The 18,619-nt window shown below is 40.1% G+C and carries 15 protein-coding genes and 1 pseudogene; 2 read left to right on the top strand and 14 right to left on the bottom strand.

Annotated elements, in window-relative coordinates:
- Window positions 1-167: 167 nt before the first annotated feature.
- Together KFO40_RS02395 and KFO40_RS02390 are read right to left on the bottom strand one after the other, a co-directional pair.
- Window positions 168-2,006, bottom strand: coding sequence for a RagB/SusD family nutrient uptake outer membrane protein (locus KFO40_RS02395; RefSeq protein WP_118196712.1), 1,839 nt, complete (start codon window positions 2,004-2,006; stop codon window positions 168-170).
- A 15-nt stretch (window positions 2,007-2,021) separates the two neighbouring features.
- The gene (locus tag KFO40_RS02390; RefSeq protein ID WP_211146054.1) at window positions 2,022-5,108 is read right to left on the bottom strand and encodes a SusC/RagA family TonB-linked outer membrane protein; all 3,087 of its coding nucleotides are present in this window, start codon (window positions 5,106-5,108) and stop codon (window positions 2,022-2,024) included.
- Window positions 5,109-5,641: 533 nt separating this feature from the next.
- Here KFO40_RS02390 and KFO40_RS02385 point away from each other — a divergent pair.
- Together KFO40_RS02385 and KFO40_RS02380 are read left to right on the top strand one after the other, a co-directional pair.
- Entirely contained in the window at window positions 5,642-6,058 is a 417-nt protein-coding gene (locus KFO40_RS02385; protein ID WP_004306458.1) for a helix-turn-helix domain-containing protein, read from the top strand.
- Between the two features lie 15 nt (window positions 6,059-6,073).
- On the top strand, window positions 6,074-6,478 hold the full coding sequence (locus tag KFO40_RS02380) for a helix-turn-helix domain-containing protein (protein ID WP_004309090.1): 405 nt from the start codon (window positions 6,074-6,076) through the stop codon (window positions 6,476-6,478).
- Window positions 6,479-6,942: 464 nt separating this feature from the next.
- Here the strand turns inward: KFO40_RS02380 and KFO40_RS02375 are convergent, their stop codons facing one another.
- The 12 genes and pseudogenes from KFO40_RS02375 to KFO40_RS02320 all read right to left on the bottom strand — a co-directional run.
- On the bottom strand, window positions 6,943-7,812 hold the full coding sequence (locus KFO40_RS02375; protein WP_008650018.1) for an urea transporter: 870 nt from the start codon (window positions 7,810-7,812) through the stop codon (window positions 6,943-6,945).
- 174 nt (window positions 7,813-7,986) lie between these two features.
- Complete coding sequence (locus KFO40_RS02370; protein ID WP_004306464.1) at window positions 7,987-8,757, bottom strand: arginase family protein; 771 nt, start codon at window positions 8,755-8,757, stop codon at window positions 7,987-7,989.
- A gap of 188 nt (window positions 8,758-8,945) precedes the next feature.
- A complete protein-coding gene (gene glgP, locus KFO40_RS02365; RefSeq protein WP_004326384.1) occupies window positions 8,946-11,504 on the bottom strand; it encodes an alpha-glucan family phosphorylase in 2,559 nt (852 codons plus the stop codon).
- A gap of 152 nt (window positions 11,505-11,656) precedes the next feature.
- Window positions 11,657-12,640 (bottom strand): 6-phosphofructokinase, encoded by a 984-nt coding sequence (gene pfkA / locus KFO40_RS02360; protein ID WP_008777393.1) that lies wholly within the window; start codon window positions 12,638-12,640, stop codon window positions 11,657-11,659.
- 20 nt (window positions 12,641-12,660) lie between these two features.
- Complete coding sequence (locus tag KFO40_RS02355; RefSeq protein WP_008650022.1) at window positions 12,661-13,161, bottom strand: RNA polymerase sigma factor; 501 nt, start codon at window positions 13,159-13,161, stop codon at window positions 12,661-12,663.
- Window positions 13,162-13,246: 85 nt separating this feature from the next.
- Window positions 13,247-13,675 carry an Hsp20/alpha crystallin family protein gene (locus KFO40_RS02350; protein ID WP_004309103.1) on the bottom strand — a complete coding sequence of 143 codons (429 nt, stop codon included), beginning with the start codon at window positions 13,673-13,675 and terminating at the stop codon, window positions 13,247-13,249.
- Between the two features lie 65 nt (window positions 13,676-13,740).
- Window positions 13,741-14,490 carry a 2,3-diphosphoglycerate-dependent phosphoglycerate mutase gene (gene gpmA / locus KFO40_RS02345; protein WP_004309105.1) on the bottom strand — a complete coding sequence of 250 codons (750 nt, stop codon included), beginning with the start codon at window positions 14,488-14,490 and terminating at the stop codon, window positions 13,741-13,743.
- A gap of 13 nt (window positions 14,491-14,503) precedes the next feature.
- The gene (locus tag KFO40_RS02340; protein ID WP_004309107.1) at window positions 14,504-15,556 is read right to left on the bottom strand and encodes a class I fructose-bisphosphate aldolase; all 1,053 of its coding nucleotides are present in this window, start codon (window positions 15,554-15,556) and stop codon (window positions 14,504-14,506) included.
- Window positions 15,557-15,585: 29 nt separating this feature from the next.
- Window positions 15,586-16,065 carry a ferritin gene (locus KFO40_RS02335; RefSeq protein ID WP_004309108.1) on the bottom strand — a complete coding sequence of 160 codons (480 nt, stop codon included), beginning with the start codon at window positions 16,063-16,065 and terminating at the stop codon, window positions 15,586-15,588.
- Between the two features lie 214 nt (window positions 16,066-16,279).
- A pseudogene (locus tag KFO40_RS02330) lies at window positions 16,280-16,707 on the bottom strand (ferritin-like domain-containing protein).
- 192 nt (window positions 16,708-16,899) lie between these two features.
- On the bottom strand, window positions 16,900-17,097 hold the full coding sequence (locus KFO40_RS02325; protein WP_004306485.1) for a hypothetical protein: 198 nt from the start codon (window positions 17,095-17,097) through the stop codon (window positions 16,900-16,902).
- Window positions 17,098-17,834: 737 nt separating this feature from the next.
- Window positions 17,835-18,619, bottom strand: a 785-nt coding sequence (locus KFO40_RS02320; protein WP_211146053.1) for a transposase, incomplete at its 5' end; no start/stop codon positions are given.

Raw genomic sequence — 18,619 nt, 5'->3', positions numbered from 1 at the left:
TCTGACTAGCAAACAGTTTTCGATATAATTAATCTATACCTTGTTTTTCTCATATTTGAAAAATATGTTCCCCATCTCAAAACGAGACAGGGAGCATTCCTTAATTTATAATAATGTACAGGTGCCAAGATTGATTCCATAATACCTGTACATATTGAAATTCCTACTTAATATCCCGGATTTTGATACTCGCTGCCATTGGTGATTGTTGCAGTAAATGTAGTTGAAATGGGACGTAATGCATAATTCGGGTGAAAGAATTGTGCTAAGTCCGGATGAGTATTCTCCAGATACTCCGAGTTCTTAAACATTCCTGTCCGTTTCAAGTCGTAGAAGCGGCAATATTCTCCGCAAAGTTCACGGCCTCTTTCATCTAAGATATCACGCACCGTAATACTCCCTGTAAGCGGATTTGCTCCGGCACGTTCACGAACCTTGTTGATATAACCGGCTGCATTTGCACCACCATTCAGGTAAATATCAGCTTCTGCCGCAATCAAATAAACTTCTGCCATACGCATGATAAATGTTGCATTCAGATTACCGTTTCTCTGTTTGGAAGCATTGGCTACATAATAATTACTGCTGTTATGCTTATTCAGTGACGGATAATAGTAGCGGAACTGGTTCTCGTTTGTGCCGTCATCCTTGTAATTGCCTGTGATGTTTGTATAAGCATAATTCATGTTCACGTTATTATTGTCATTACTATATACATGGTGATAATCAATCAGTAAGTAATCAGAAATATGTTCTTTTTGCTTTTCTGTAGCATAATCAATGTCCTGGGGCATGATAAACTTAATGGCTAAGTCACCTTTATTCAGAGCTTTGCCAATGACGGTTTCTTCTTTGTCATACATATGTACGGCACTCTCATCCCACGTGTAATTCTTGTTCGCGTTCCATTCAGTAGTGAACGATTCATGAAATCTGGGGTCCAATGTTCCGTCTTTCTGTACATACAAACTCAACAAATGCTGTGTGGGCATAAAGATACCGGTAATTGAGCCTTCCCAAGTAAGGCGTGTCTCCTGATTATCTTCACGAGCACCAAACTTATTGATATTGCATAAGAAATACTCATCGTTGCGATTTAGCTTGTAATTTCCGTTGCTTGATCCGTGACCGTCTGCTCCTGCATACCAGCGATGTTTCCAGAGAGCTTCTTTGTTTTCCCAGTTATTGCTCTCTTTGAATACTTCGCTATAAGATGGGTACATATACGTATTGTATTTCCCACCGCCAGTTTCGCAATCGGTAATCAATTTTTTGGCTGTATCCAGAGCTTCCTGCAAATATTCGGTGCTTCCATATTCGTACGTCTGTAAGCAGGCTTTAGCCAGAAAACCGAGAGCGGCTTTCTTCGTCGGGGTGGTAGTAGTTGCATGCGTACCTGTTGGCAACCATTCGGATGCGAATCTTAAATCGGGCAGGATTACTTCCTGATAGATAGTCATCGGATCGGTACGGGTGGGGGAGTAAGTCAGTGTTTCCGCTGTTATCGGTTCTGTGAGCATTGTCACTGCTCCGAATTGTTCCACTGCATTGAAATAATAGACAGCTCTAAGAAAACGGGCTTCCGCAATCTTGGCATTCCGCTCCTCTTCCGTGGTGTAAGGAGGTTTGTCTCCTAATGCGATAGCTTCGTTACAGGCTCCCACACCGTCGTACGTCCCGTTCCACCAATTATTGGTGTAAGTCGTATTGGGTGATGTTCCTGCGAAAAACCAGAACCACTGTGTGTAACTTGTTGATTCGTTGGCTTTATACGTCCAAAGATCGGTGTCGCCTTCAGTCAGTGACATCCAGTCCGCAGAACCGTAGTAAAACCTTTCCATAGCAAAATAACACTGGTTAATCAGGGTTTCATATCCATCGATGGAAGTAGCCAAAGCCTCTTTGGTAAATGCGCCCGGGTTGTATTCCTCCAAGGTGCAGGAATGTAGAGATAAGGCCGAGAACAGCACACTGCAAAATATGAATTTTATATATATCCTTTTCATGATTATAATCTTTTGTTAGAATGTCAAATTAACGCCAAAAACAAATTGCCGGTAGGTAGGAAATGCATCCGAACCGTTGGTTTCGGGATCAGTATCTTTCAACTGCTTATCTTTTACAAAGATGAACGGATTGTAGGCTGTGGCATAAATACGGCATTCCTCCATTAAAACTTTGCGGGAAATATTGACGGGTAGTGTATATCCCAGCGTGATATTCTTAATCTTAATGAAGGAGCCGTTGCGCACTCTTAATGAAGGATATACGGTTTTTTGTTCGTCTCCCGTTCCGGGACGGGGGAAATAGGCTCCTTGATTATCCTCTGTCCAGTAGTCTACGCCTGCCAGTTGATTCTTGGTTACGCTCTGTTCGGCGGTATAATAACCGAGCAGGTCACTGTTGATTGTCTGTCCGTAACGCGCCATGGCAAAGACGGATAAATCAAAATTCTTGTAGGTGAAGGAATTGCTGAATCCGATGATCCAGTCCGGATTGGAATGTCCTAGAATTTGCCGGTCTTCCGTACTGTATTTATGCACACCTCCATCGCCTTTCTGGTCTAAGGTTTCTATCTTGATGAATCCGGGTTTTACGCCGTAGGCATCCAATGTTTCCTGTGGAGTATCGGTTCCCCAAATTCCGGTATATTTATATCCGTAAATAGCTTTAATCGGTTCACCAACAAACAGGTTTTCGGCGATCAGATCACCGTCAGGCAGATCGTCTATTTGTTCCTTGTTCCAGGTGACGGATAAAGTGGTGTTCCATGTGAAATCTTTATGCCGTATGTTGTGCGAAGTGATCGTTGCTTCCACACCTTGGTTACTGGTCTGGGCGATGTTCTGCCAGATAGCCAGAGGCGATCCCCATCCGGTCAGACCGCTGGTGATGGGCAATGTACGTTTGAATAATAATCCTTTGGTGGTTGTCTTGAACCATTCTACCGATCCGTCAATGCGACCGTTCAGGATACCGAAATCCAACCCCACATTCCAGTTGTATGACTTCTCCCAGCCGAGATCGGAACTACCGTAGGTACCGGAGTATTGCGTGAAAGGAACAATCTTCCCATTAATGGAAATTCCCGAAGCGGTATATACGTATGCTTGTGTTGTGGTGCTGTATGCGGTGGTTCCTCCCGAGTTACCCGTGATGCCGTAGCTCACTCTCAATTTCAGGTTGTCCAGCCAACTACGTGTCTTTCCCATAAATGCTTCGTCCGATATTCTCCACGCCAGTGCGCCTGCGGGGAAAGCATCCCATTTATGTCCGGTGGAGAATTGTGAAACACCGTCCCAACGGGTCGAGAAGTTAAATAGGTATTTACCCTTGTATGAATAGTTCAGACGGAAGGCAAAAGACATTTTCTGCGTCTGTGCGAAGTCGGATTCTACATGTTGGGAAGTGCCCGATGTCAGTCGCCAGAAAGACCATTGATCTACCATTTGACCGCTGGCGGCAGCCATACTGCTTTCCGACTGGTTCTTATTCCAGGAAGTAATCAGTGAACCTCCCAGATTATGGTCTTTGGCGATGGTTGTGTTGTATGCGAGAATATTTTCCCAAGTGTAATTCCAGGCATTGTTGTTGGTGATGGAAGCATGCGGTGAACCTGCATAAGACGGACGGTTGGCATTGCACTTCTCTCCCCAGTATTGCCCGCGGCGTGAGTGATTCAACGTACCATTGGCACGACTGGTAAAAGTCAGGTCTTTGACGGGAGTTAGTTCGACATAGCCGCTCATATTCAGGTAGGTAGAACGTGTGTTGTCTACATACTGGTTCTCTATAAAATCACTCATCGGGGAATATTGTCCTGTGATGTATTCGTGATTGATCTCCCCTTCTTCGGTATAAGCATCACCCAGCGGGATGGCGGAGAGAGATTTGGTGAATGTGTTTTTCACACCGGAGTTCAAGTCCCGGTAGACTAAATTGGAGGTAAAGCCCACCTTTGCCCATGAAAATATCTGTTGATCCAGGTTGAGGCGTAACGAATATCTGTTCAGATTTTCGTTATTAAGTAAACCTTCTTCCCGATTGTAGGAAGTCGAAGCAAATAATTTTGTCTTTTCAGTGCCACTGCTGACCGAAAGACTGTATTTCTGTGTGGTAGCCGTGTTGCCCGACACTTCATCTATCCAGTCTATCCATTTGCCGTCGTTGTATGCATCTATAAAATCCTGTTTCCCCAGTAGGGCGGACATATCGGTAGGATAGTCACCGTTTTTATATTTATAGGCTTCTTGCTGGTAGGTGACCCATTCATCCCGCGTCATTCCATGCCTGTAGTTAGGTGAACCGCTGAATCCGTAATAAGCATCGAAGTTTACGGTCGCTTTTCCCTCTTTTCCTCTTTTTGTGGTGATGATGACAACACCGTTTGCTCCTGCAGAACCATAAATGGCGGTGGAAGAAGCATCTTTCAATACATCTACACTCTCGATGTCCGACGGGCTGACCTGGCTATAGCTGCCGGGGATTCCATCGATAATAAACAACGGTTCGTTGCTGCCATAGATAGATCGTGAACCACGTAACAGGATAGTGACATCACCTCCTACCTGTCCCGAAGTTTTGGTGATATCCATTCCGGGTATCTTGCCTTGAAGGGCTTCCATCACATTATTGGTAGGAGCGGCCAGTACTTCCGCACTTTTGACGGAGGTTACCGCCCCCGTCAAATCCCGTTTTTTGACCGATCCGTATCCTACCACCACTACTTCATCAATCAGTCTGGCATCTTCCGTCAGTATGATTTCCAGCTTGTTCTTGTTGCGTGTATTGACTTCCTGTTCCGTGTATCCCATATAAGATACCTTTAATATTGCATTGGGCGATACGCGCAGTGTGAATAGTCCGTCTACATTCGTAATTGTCCCGTTACTGGTACCTTTTTCAACGATATTCGCTCCGATAATCGTCTCTCCTTGAGAGTTTTTCACTACACCCGAGATCGTTCTGCTCTGTTGGCAATAAGCCCGTGTTGATCCAAGTATCGATAATGAACCTATTAATAGGAATAATAGGTAAAAATTCATTCTATAAACAGTCTTTAGGGGATTATTCTCCCCTATGTTTGTTTTATCAGAAAATGATTTCATGCTTTTTGTTTAATTGTATGTTTACTAATTTGTTTTTGGATAGCTAAATTTCCGGATGATTTAAAGCTATGTTTCGATTGTAATGATTTTACTTACCCCATAGGCTATTAGATTTTATTGGTTAAATGATAATTGTTCAGAATGTCAATTGCACATCCTTCTGCACTGTTTTAAATGTGGCGCCACGATTCATGTCAGCTAAAAACTGACAGGGCAAAATTATGCATATAGAACTGGGGATTGAAAAATATAGAGTTGACTTTTATCAGAACTGAGTTGTTTCTTACTACCTGTTGTATATTTGATTTTATAAAGTAATATTGTTGTTGATTAAACCTTTACCCGTCGTAAACTTTACGGTAGTAAAGTTTTAGAAGTAGATAAAATGATAAAGACTGGGATAAAATAGATCTAATTAGGTTATATTTAAAAGAGAAACAGATAGAAAGCTGTCTTTTTCAAAGGGCGATATGTAGTTGCGAATTTTATTTTCATTATCTTTGTCTCAATGTATTTACTAAAGCAACAATGATATGGATATTAAAGTAAAAGACAAGGTGAATCAAAGGCATGTCGGTCGCAATCTGCAAAGAATCCGTGTGTATCTGGGTATGAAACAGGAAGCGTTGGCTTCTGATCTGGGTGTTAGTCAGCAGGAGATCTCGAAAATAGAGAAACAAGATGAAATAGAAGACGGACTGTTGACAAAAATAGCTGAAGTCTTGGGAATATCTACTGATGTCATCAAGGATTTTGATGTTGAAAAAGCCATTTGTAATATTAATAATTATAAAGATGCTACCATTTCTCCGGGAGCAATTGCTACTGTTTATGCTCATAACCAACAGATTAATCCTATTGAAAAGGTGGTTGAACTGTATGAACGCTTGTTGAAAAGTGAACAAGAGAAAATAGAGATTCTAAGAGAGTGCATAAAGCAGGGAAAATAATCAACAGACTGGAATATGGAAACGGAAAAGTACACAAATACAATTCATCTGGGAAGAAAAATTGAACGGGTGCGTCGGCTTCGGGGAATGACTCAAGCGGAACTCGGTGATTTGTTAGGTATAACGAAACAGGCTGTTTCGAAAATAGAACAAACAGAGAAGTTTGACGATGAACGGTTAGGTGAGATTGCTTCAGCACTAGGCGTTACTGTAGATGGGCTGAAGAGTTTTAATGAAGAGACAATCCTGTATAATACGAATAACTTCTACGAGAATTGTGGTGTTAAAAGTGCTGTCAGTAATACAGGCAATAATCAGACCTTTAATAGTTTTCCTGTTGAACAGGTAATTGAGATTTTCGAAAAGCTGTTGGATAAACAAAAGGAGCAATTTGAAACTTTAAAAAAAGAGAAGAAATAAATATCTCCAAGATATTGAATTTTATCAGTAGTAGTTATATTCCTGATACAATGATAGCTGAATTGATTTCCTCAAAAAACAAGGAAATAGATTGGTTGAAAGAAGAAATAAAGTTTTTAAGAGGGGAAAATGAAAAACTGTTGCTGATTGTGGGTGAAAAGATATGAGATGATGTTATCATAATTATGTGATACACTTCTGTCTGTTGTTTATATGGGTAGTTATCACCTTTATGTTGTAAGCATAACTAAGATCTGATTGAGACTTTATAAATAATATTTTTTACTGTAAATGTTGAGGTATCCAAACTCTTTTTAATTCAAGGAGTTTGGATGCTATTTTTAAGTTTACTGCATTATGGTGTAGTATTCATAATACAAAAGCAAATATTTCGGGTGACAAGATGATATCTTTTATCTTTTTCTTTGAAAAAAAATATCACAAACTTTTATTTGAAGACTAATTTAGTTATTCTGCGTTCTTATTACTTTTTGTATCATTAGTATGATCCATACAGATATAACAAAGGGAGCGGTTAAGGTAGTGATACCCAAACTCATTCCTAGAATCTGTAATACGGTGGACAGTAAGACAGAGCATCCTGCCCATACGCCACTTTTCCAGCCCGTTCCTCCTAAAGCTATTGCACATAATACCCCATTATAGCCCATTAATCCGGCATTTAAGTCTGTAGCATCCACTTCAAGTAAAATGGCTAGGGGAATAGGAAGAAGTGCTCCCAAGATAGTATAGAGACTTGCCTTTCGAGAATTAATCAAAATGCCTATAAGGAAACATAATCCGGATAGAATTGTATTTCCCTGAAACATGACTTGCCCTATACCTAAGCAGAAGGCTTGGAAATAATTAATATTCTGTGTGGTATCAATAACCGTATAGGAAACTGATAGTAAATCTGGTATAAGCCAGCTGCAAACTCCCAACATTCCCCATACAGCAAGAATGAAAGGAGCAGTAAAGCCAGGAATTAAACGTTGCTGATTAAAAAAATAGGCAATCCATGTGGAAAGGGCCGAAGCGATAATCAACATGATTAAACTTCCTACCGATAATTGTAGAAATACGCCAACTGCTATACCTACTAAAGTTCCATTAAATCCGTATAATCCATTTTTAATATCATCATACTTATATCCCGAAAAATGGGCTGTCAGTGTACTTATTATATTACCGCAGACTGCTAGTATTCCCATTTGCCATGAGTTTAGAAATATTCCAATTAGCATGAATAATCCGGATAACGCATTATTCTGAAACATCACTTGTCCTATTCCACGTCCCAGAATAAGTAATAAATTGTGTATAAAGACCATTTGTATAAAAGATTGACTGATAAAATGATGACAAAAGTACAACCTTCTATTGAAAATAGCAATATTAAGAGATGGAGAATTAGAAAAGTGTAAAGAGATGTGGAATTATCATGTACGGTCAATTCACTAATTATTGTGCTAAGCATAATATTCATGACTATGTTAATGATTTACTTATAGGGGATGAATCTCGTTTTGATTGGACAGGAATAGATTTAATAGTTCCTTATTGGCCTTACTGTTAATTGAAAGTTCTCTGTTTTTTTGGAAAACATCCAAAGAACTGGAACATTCACCGCAGATATCTACTCCGATAATTTCTTCTTTTTTTAGAATGATGGAGAGGAGTTTCTCCAATTCGGTCAGTGATAGGGAACCCTGATCCCAATTGGTTACTGCTGATTTTATGTCCAATACATCTTTGTCCACTGATATATAGACAGGCTCATTCAGATGTTCATGAGAGAATCTGTTCCATCCTTCTTCGTGAGAAAGTTCTGTTTCGCTATAAAACTTTAATTTTTCTCCATAATTGGGATGCAGTGCTTTGATCAACTTTTCAGCAGCACCGACGATACATACTTTTTGAAGATAAGGATTTGTATCCAATACTTTTTTCACCCAACATCCGCATGACATTAGATTGTCAAATAAGGAAGGTTGCATATCTGGATGATGATCAAAGACAACTAGTGAGAATGGGGTCTTTATTTTATCCGTCCAAAATTTACTGATATAATGATAGTTACCGGAATCAATGAAATGTATTCCTTCAGGTAAGTAGGGGGCCATTCTTTGTCTAATGACTTTGGCTGCTTCTGCATCACAGTAGCAGTTGGTTCCGTTTAGGTCGGTACAATCTATCCACTGGAAATGGATGTCGTTTATAAATCTTTCCTGCTCATAGACATGAGTGAAATTCATAAGAATAATGTTCGGTTTCATTGTTCTTTATCTTTTATTGAATAACCTTTGAAACTTGTCATGTATAAAAGCGGAGTGTGTCAAAACGCAGATTAACGCAAATTATCGCAGATTATTTCAATTATATTTATATATTAATCAACGATTTATGAAATTATTTCTGCGATAATTTGCGTTTTATTATTCATTATGACACACCTCCCTTTTTTTTAAAACCATCGGACGTAACAAAAATCTTGTCTATGTGGTAATAGATTATTTTTGGGATACATGCGGAAAGCCTGTTTGAAACTTCCGGCATTAAAAATTTGAGATGTCCCCTTGAAGGTATATAGATTCCCGTCTTTGGAAACTAGTGGAAGAGGTATGACTTCATAGATATGATCTTGACCACTTTCATGCTGAATAATGACCAATTCAATTCCAATTGCATCATCCAGACCTTTCTCATCGACAACAACTGTTACTTCATATTCCTTTCCGGCTTCGATTGTCGCATCCAACCCGTTTCCGGCTTTTATGGATTTGATTTCAATGGAATCCCACCTGTTTCGGACAGCGGTTTTCCAGTCAGATATCATTTTGGCTTTTGCATTATTGTCAGCAGAGAGAATGTGGAAATGCTCCGACAGTTTGATATAGAATTTCTCATAGTAATCGTCCAGTTGCCTTTTCATGGTAAAACGGGGAGCTATTTGTGCGATTGAATTCTTGATGTACTTAATCCAGTTTTCCGAATACTCCTTATCTCCATGTTCATAATATGCAGGAAGAATGTCATGCTCCAATAGATAGTAAATTGCTTCGGCGTCCAGCTGGTTCTGATATTGTTCATTCTGGTAGATACTTTTGTCGGTCAGCGCCCATCCTGCATCCTTACAATAGCCTTCATACCACCAACCATCCAACACTGAGAAATTAAGTACACCGTTCATCAGTGCCTTTTCCCCTGATGTGCCTGAGGCTTCGGCCAGACGTGTGGGAGTGTTCAGCCAGATATCCACCCCTGCGATAAGATGTCTTGCCAGATCCATATCATAGTTTTCAAGAAATATGATTTTACCTAGGAATTCAGGACGCCGGGATATTTCCACAATCTGCCTGATTAGTCCCTGGCCGGCACCGTCACTGGGATGAGCCTTCCCTGTAAAGATGAATTGTACCGGATATTTCGGATTGTTCACTATTTTAGCCAGGCGGTCGATATCGGTAAACAAAAGATGCGCCCTTTTATATGTAGCAAAACGTCGTCCGAAACCAATCAGAAGGGCATTCGGGTTAAACTTCTCAAAAATGGAAATGGTTAATGACGGATCGATCTGGCTTCTAAGCCAGTCTTTGCTGCATTTTCTTTTGATATAATCTATCAGTTTGGTTTTTAGTTTCAGGCGGGTATTCCATATTTCTTCGTCCGGAATGTCGTAGACAGCTTCCCAGATTTTTTGATTGGACTGGTCATGAATAAAGCTCTCATCAAAATTGTCTTTGAAAAGCTTTTCCCATTCGGTGGCGCACCAAGTAGGGAAATGTACGCCATTAGTCACATAGCCCACATGATTCTCTTCCGGGAAGTAGCCTTTCCAGATAGGAGCGAACATTTCCTGTGACACAGTTTTATGCAACAGGCTGACTCCGTTTACTTCCTGGCTGGTTTTACAGGCGAATACAGACATACAGAAACGTTCTCCTTTGTCTCCCGGATTATGGCGTCCGAGATCCATCAGGTTATTCCAGGTTATGCCCAGTTTGTCGGGATACCCTTTCATGTATTTGTTGAAAAGTCCCTCGTCAAAATAATCATGGCCGGCGGGTACAGGTGTATGTACGGTATAAAGAGAAGAAGCGCGTACTAATTCCATCGCTTGGCCGAAATCCAGACCACCGGCTATATAATCACATAACCGCTGAATGTTGATTAATGCGGCATGGCCTTCATTGCAGTGATATACGTCTTTTTCTATACCCAAAGCTTTCAGTGTCATCATGCCGCCTATACCGAGTAAAATCTCCTGTTTCAGCCGGTTCTCCCAGTCACCGCCATACAGATGGTGGGTAATTGGACGGTCAAACTCGCTATTGAGTTCATTGTCCGTGTCCAGTAGATAAAGGGGGATTCTTCCTACATTGACTCTCCAGACATTGGCATGTACAATAAAGCTGTCGGCGTAGGGAATGTGGATTACCAGCTGTTTTCCATCTGGTTGCATCACTTTTTCGATTGGGAGCTGTCCGAAATTCTGTGCTTCATAATTGGCAATCTGCTGCCCGTCCATGGAAAGAGACTGGTCAAAGTAGCCATAACGGTACAACAGTCCTACGGCACAAAGGTCAACGTTGCTGTCTGATGCCTCTTTCAGGTAATCGCCCGCAAGTATTCCAAGACCACCGGAATATATTTTGAGGACCTTGTCTAAGCCGTATTCCATACTGAAATAGGCTACTGACGGACGTTTATGATCTGGAACTACATTAATGTATTCCTTGAAAGCAGTATAGACGGTATTCATCTTGCGGATAAAAAACTCATCATGTGCCAGTGTTACCAGCTTCTCATAATTCATCCGCTCCAGGAACAATATCGGATTTTGCTCCGTTTCTTCCCAAAGCTCCGGATCTAGGTCGCAATACATACTTTTGGCGTCATCATTCCATGTCCACCATAGATTACGTGCTATTTCCGCAAGTTTTCCCAATTCCATGGGAAGATGTGAACCGACTGTAATTTCCCTCCATTGAGGAGTGTTTACATTATAACTTGGATATTCCATAACATTGTACATTAAATAGTTTATATTTCCTTGTTTATTTTATAATAGGGCATTATCCATACCGGATAAAACTTTGTAGTTTCCCGATGATGATACAGTCCGGTATGTCTGCCTCCCGGAGTGTCTTTCCAAGCAGTGGTGAATTAATAACTTTATATGGACAGCTCGTTAAGTACCCGAATCAGGCTTTTGTCAATAGGCTTGTCATTTTTGATTGCTTGTGCAAAAGGAACATAGACAATTTCATTGTTCCGTATGCCTATCATCACATTCTGTTGGTCTTCCATCAGAGCCTGGATGGCTGCTTCTCCTAATCGGCTTGCCAGTATACGGTCGTTGGCACTTGGAGCCCCACCGCGTTGCAGATGTCCCAGAATGGAAACTCTTACATCATATTCAGGATATTCCTTTTTTACCCGGTCGGCATAGTACATGGCACCTCCATTTTTATTTTGGGGACTTTCGGTCACAATGACGATACTGCTGTTTTTTGTTTTTCTGAATCCACGTCCGATAAATGTCTCCAGCTGGTCCACATCCGTTTTGTCCTCCGGAATAATGGCAGCTTCAGCCCCTGAAGCAATCGCACTGTTCTGGGCCAGGAAGCCCGCATCACGTCCCATCACCTCGACAAAGAAAATGCGGTCGTGTGAGGTTGCGGTGTCTCTTATTTTATCTACACATTCAACAATTGTATTTAATGCCGTGTCGTATCCTATGGTGAAATCAGTACCATATAAATCATTGTCAATCGTACCGGGTAGTCCTATACATGTCACGTTATACTCTTCGGCAAAGATACGGGCTCCCGTCAGAGAACCGTCTCCACCGATAATAATCAGTGCACTGATATTTTCTTTTTGTATAACTTCATAGGCTTTCTTACGTCCTTCCGGAGTGGTAAAAGCTTCGGAACGCGCTGTTTTCAGTATAGTACCTCCCCTTTGAATAATACTGCTCACGTCTTCTGTTGTGAGTTCCTTTACTTCACCGGCAATCAGTCCTTCGTATCCCCTATAAATTCCCTTTATTTTAAAGCCGTTGAAGATGGCGGTACGGGTTACGGCGCGGATCGCTGCATTCATTCCTGACGCATCCCCTCCGGAAGTCAGGATTCCAATATACTTGTTATTCATAATTCATTTTTATACAATTATTAGACAAAATCAGAAAGTAACTGCTTTAATTTTTTCCTACTATGAAAGATACGGCTTTTTATTGTACCTAGCGACACTCCTGTTTCTTGAGCTATTTCCCGATATTTGAATCCGGATATATACAACATAAAAGCGTTGTAATGTTCTTTAGGTAGTGTTTTAAGGGCTGCCCTTATCTCCTTGGCATCTTGACTATTGTCTATGAAAGCAAAAGAGTCATCTCTTAGCAGGAAATGATAGTCGGGTTCGGATAATATATATAAGTCTCCCTGGCTTTTTTTTATCCGGTAGTTATTTATAAAAGCGTTACGCATAATGATATACATCCAGCCTTTAAAATTTGTTCCAGGATCAAATTTATCCTTATTATCCAGAGCTTTCAACATTGTTTCCTGCAATAAATCCTCAGCATCGTGTTTGTCAGCTGTCAATTTATATGCAAAACCTAGCAGATCACTTTGCAGAGCTATTAATGCTTCATCAAAATTGAATGTTTTCATTATAGTGATTTGAGGTTCAAAGGTTTATATCAAGGCATCCCCCTAAATATAAGGAACGCCTTGGGTAAAGTTTAGCTAAGATATCTTATTTGATATCAATAGTTCTGGTTATCTTCTGAACTTCTTTGTCCACTGTTTTGGGAATATCTATAGACAGAATCCCATGTTCTACCTTGGCTGTAATCTTATCTTTTTCAACATTGTCCGGCAGTATGATACTTTGTTGGAATTTGGAATAAGAGAATTCACGGCGTAGGTATTTTTTGTCTTTTTTCTCCTCATTCTTCTCTTCCTTCTTTTCCATGCAGATTACTAGATTGTTGTTTTCATCCACATTAACGGTGAAGTCATTTTTTGTCATTCCCGGAGCTGCCAATTGGATTTTATAGTCCTTTTCATTTTCAATTACATTAATAGCGGGGGCTGTTGCATTTGCCTTCATCATCCACTCATTGTTAAAGAAATCATTAAAAATACTTGGTAACCAATTCTGGTTCATTTTTGTAGGTACCATTTTTACCTCCTTTTTTAGTTAATAATTAAAGTTTAGAAAATATGTCTGGCTGCTTGACAGAACTTTTATTGTTTAGTCATTCCTTGTTTTGCTACAGCTTCCGTCCGTTTACGTATCTCTTCCGGATCACCGAGAAAATAGTCTTTGACAAGAGCCAGCCGGTTGTCGAATTCAAAAACGTAAGGAACTGCTGTAGGCAGGTTCAGGTTGGAAATGTCTGTATCGGATATTTCCTTGAGATGCTTGATGATTCCACGCAGGCTGTTGCCATGGGCAACTACCAGCAGGTTATCCTTACATGTCAATGTGGGAAAGATGATGCATTTCCAATAAGGCATTACACGCTCAATGGCATCTTTCAAGGATTCCGTACGTGGAAGTTCCATATCCGGGACATCTGCATAACGTATGTCTTTACTCGGATTGCGCGAATCGTCCTCTCCCAATGCTGCAGGAGCTATATCATAACTTCTCCGCCAGGTGTGTACTTGTTCTTCACCATATTGGGCAGCCGTCTCACTTTTGTTAAGTCCCTGAAGTATGCCGTAATGTTTCTCATTCAACCTCCATGTCTTTTCGACGGGAATCCAGCTCTCATTCAGGCGGTCCAGAACGTAGTCCAGCGTTTTTATAGCACGTTTTAAGTAAGAAGTGTAGGCAATCTCAAAAGAAAATCCGGCTTCTCGTAATGTATCGCCTGCTTTGCAGGCTTCTACAACGCCTTTTTCACTTAAATCAACATCTGTCCACCCGGTGAAGCGGTTTTCTTGGTTCCATAGGCTCTCACCATGACGTAATAATACTATTCTTTTCATGGACGACCTGTCTTTATGCAATGGTTATTGAAGAATCCAAATATACATCCTGTATGGTGCTCAATAGCTGGACCCCATCTTTCATTGGTTTTTGGAAGGCTTTCCGACCACTAATCAACCCCATACCGCCAGCACGTTTGTTCACTACTGCTGTAACAACAGCATCATGCAGGTCGGATTCTCCATGAGATTCACCACCCGAGTTGATTAGTCCGACGCGTCCCATATAGCCGTTAGCTACCTGATAACGGCAAAGGTCTATCGGGTGGTCAGTTGTCAGCTCTGTATACATGCGCTCATTTGTTTTTCCGAAGCCGATGGCTTTGAAGCCACCATTATTGGACGGAAGTTTTTGTTTTACGATGTCAGCCTTGATCGTTACTCCGATATGGTTGGCTTGGCCTGTCAGGTCGGCTGCAGCGTGATAGTCGGTTCCGTCTTTCTTAAAACCGCTGTTTCTCAAATAACACCATAAAATGGTAGCCATTCCCAGTTCATGAGCATATTCAAAAGCTTGCGATACTTCCACTATTTGGCGGCGACTTTGCTCCGAACCGAAATAAATAGTGGCTCCAACTGCTATGGCGCCCATATTCCATGCTTCTTTTATTGTACCGAACATTACTTGGTCATAGCTATTCGGATAAGTAAGCAGTTCGTTATGATTCAATTTGACGATGAATGGAATTTTATGGGCGTATTTCCGTGCTACGGCGCCTAATACGCCGAATGTAGATGCTACGGCATTACATCCTCCTTCAATAGCCAATTTTACGATGTTCTCCGGATCAAAATAAAGTGGATTGGGAGCGAAAGATGCCCCAGCAGAATGCTCTATACCCTGGTCTACAGGTAGGATGGATACATAGCCGGTATTCGCTAAACGTCCATGTCCATATAAAGTTTGCAAACTCTCCAATGTCCGAATGTTTCTGTCCGAATTTATCCATACCTTATCTACTATATCCGGACCCGGAATATGAATCAGTTGTTTATCTATTGTCTTGCATGTATGGTTTAGGTAGTATTCAGCCTGCCCACCTAATATATCTACTGTTTTGCTCATATCATTTATCTTTTAACTATTCAGGTTTATTATTTGCATCCATCCAATTTAGCATCTATGAAAAGGATACCACTATCTCCGGCTTTCTTTAACAGGTTTACAATATTCTGTACACCGGCTTCTTCCTCTACTTGTTCCCGGACAAATTTCCACAGAAAATCCTGTGTGGCATTATCCTTTTCTTCTGAAGCTAAGTATACCAATTCGTCAATCAACTTGGAGATATGCTTTTCATGTTCCAAGGCATGTTCAAAAACTTCCAAAGAATTTCCCCATCCTTGTGGAACTACATCCACTTTGTCTACTTTCGGTGTCGCCTCACGTTTAACCATATACTCGGCAATGGTGCACGCATGTCCCACTTCTTTTGCAGATTGTTTCCGCATCCAGTTGGCCATACCTGAAAAACCTTCTTTTTTTAGATAGAAAGACATAGACAGATACAAGTTGGCAGACCATAATTCTGCTGTGATTTGTTCATTCAAAGCATTTTGTAATTTCTCACTCATAATGATTTAAATTTTTAGAGTTAATAATAATTTAATATTCTCTCTTATCTTGAAACAAGCATAAACTTGTCCCAAAATGTCGATAAAACCGGGTTATCCTATTAATAAAATATTCATGATCTATTTTATTATTGTTTATTATGTTGCAAAAAGTAGACCATACAAGGTTATATAATCTTTAATATTATGAGATGTTAAATGGAGGGACATACTGTTAGAAATAAGGTAGTCTCCGCACATTTTCTTGGGCAAGAATACGTAATAATTCCAAAAGGGCCGTACTTAGATATATTCGGTCTGAATACAGCCTGTTGATGAAAGAATTAGAGGACGCATCCACGTTTCGGCATAGTATGAGGAGTATGGAGACTAGGCGGGACATATATCGTTCATGTTCAATCAATTCGTTTAAGGCACTTACTGGAGCTTGCCATTTTGCACATCCCGTTTTATCTCATTAATTGCAACGCATCCTCCATTATGATATATCCAGCTCATCATTTGATAGACTTTGTTCATATTATCCTGAGCCTGGGTATTTAGCCAGGAGCTCAGTATCGGGAGTTGTTCACTTTCAAAATAAACCTGTAAAGACAGGTATAAGTTGGTTGACCATATTTCTGCGTTGATCAATTCATTCATGGTACTTTCTATTCGTTTATCTATCATTATTCTGAACATTAAGGTTACATAACTGATTGCGTACGTTTCTTGGTATATAAAAATTCCATTTCATAGAGGTAATCTATAAAAATGAAACTTTTAACGATAGTTTAATGATGCGACATTTTTACTGCATTGGACAAATTGTCGCATAAGGCGGAATAATAATGTCTATTTGTCACTTCCACGAGTGATAATCAATAAAATATCCAACAATTTTTCTATTCTTACAATATTATCATATATAGATTCCAAGGTCTTAGGATACAGATAAGACTTACAGTCCTGTATTTCCTTTGCCAAAGCGAGAACTTGTAACCAAAGGTCTTTTTCTGTATGGTGAGAGGAACCGCTATTATTGGCTATCATGGAGGAAGGTCTCAGAAAAATATGTTGGCATGTAATTTGTAAGATAGTGATTGTGTGTTTTGAAAAAAACAGGAATGGAAATAAACAGAATAAGAATTTCACTAAAGACAGTAACAAACGAAGAACAGAAACCGGTCGAGACAGTCGTCTTACTTTTAGAACAAGTTGCTTTCATAATGTTTATCTTCTAGTCAACTCTGTTCCCTGGAGCTGTGTTTATATATAAAGTTAAGCGTGGGAACTTTGGTATTACCGTTCAGAAGTATCCCCATACTCAACAACATATAATACACAAAGCCCCACGCCTATATATATAACACTTTAATATATAAATAGTACGTGGAGCGTCCAATGTATTATCCAGTTGTTGTCTTGAAATTGGGGATTTCCTGAACTTGGATAATGCCTTAACGCTCTATTTTTATTAAGATTTGAAATAAATCCTAATACAAAGGTAAGGAAAAAATATTTTATTTTCCAAACAAGTTGTGCAAAATAAGTTGTGGCGTGTATTGCTTTTCTTTTTATTGGCTGAGGAATGGTTATCTTCAGTAATCAGTTTCTGTCTGTCGAGTAAGTCTGTATAATTTTTTTTTGTACCTCTACTTCGGGTCTTGACATTCCTGCTTCATGGCTGATTGTTGTAGGTAGACTATATAATTTTTTCTGTTGTTCATATTTAATGGAGAGTAGGGCTCAGTCTGAAAACTTGGGGGATTAAGTTTAGTCAATTCCCTTCATGCATATACCTTTGCTAGCCTAAAAAGGAAGAAGCTCATATCCACTACTCCTCTAAATGATGCCCTAAATGCTTTGATTTTAGCATTAAATGCTTCCGCTGCTGCATTTGTACTCCTGTTCACAAAGAAGTTCAAAATCCTTTCATAATGGTTCTCAATAGAGTTTGCCACTGTTGTGAATGTATCGTATCCATATTCTTCAATCTTATTATACCATAGTGCCAGCTTTGCTCTTGCTACATCCTTGTCATAGTTTGTGGAAAAGATCTTTCCCAACTCCAATGAGTAGTAATATACGTGCTTAATATCTTCAAACTGCTTGAAAAGTAATTCTGCCCTGATTTTCTGACTCTTGGTCCATTTATCAGGTGATTTAAATAATAAATATCTGCTTCTGGCTAATAATTGCCTGAGTGTATCTCCGTTTTCGAGTTCTTCTGCTTTATGTACTTCCCCCTTCTCTTTTGCCGCCTTTATGGCTTTATTCTCCTCTTTTATCACTTGCCATCTATATGTAATACGCAACTCTTGTACCGCTTCGTATACAAGTTTTTGTACATGAAACCTATCAATCACCTGCATGGCACGTGGAAAGCACGTTTTCGCAATCTTTTGCATGCTCCCGGCCATATCCAGTGTAATTTCTTTGACTTGATTACGCAGCTCCTGTGGCATCTTTGTAAGTACCGCAATGATATCATCGGCTTTAGTGCCCTGAATTACAGCTATAATAGAACCTTTCCTACCTCGCTTATCTCTATTTATTAAGATGGTATAAAGAT

The sequence above is a fragment of the Bacteroides sp. 1001302B_160321_D4 genome, assembly GCF_015667765.1.
GTDB classification, from domain to species: domain Bacteria; phylum Bacteroidota; class Bacteroidia; order Bacteroidales; family Bacteroidaceae; genus Bacteroides; species Bacteroides xylanisolvens.
This window is presented reverse-complemented; position numbering and strand designations above follow the sequence as displayed.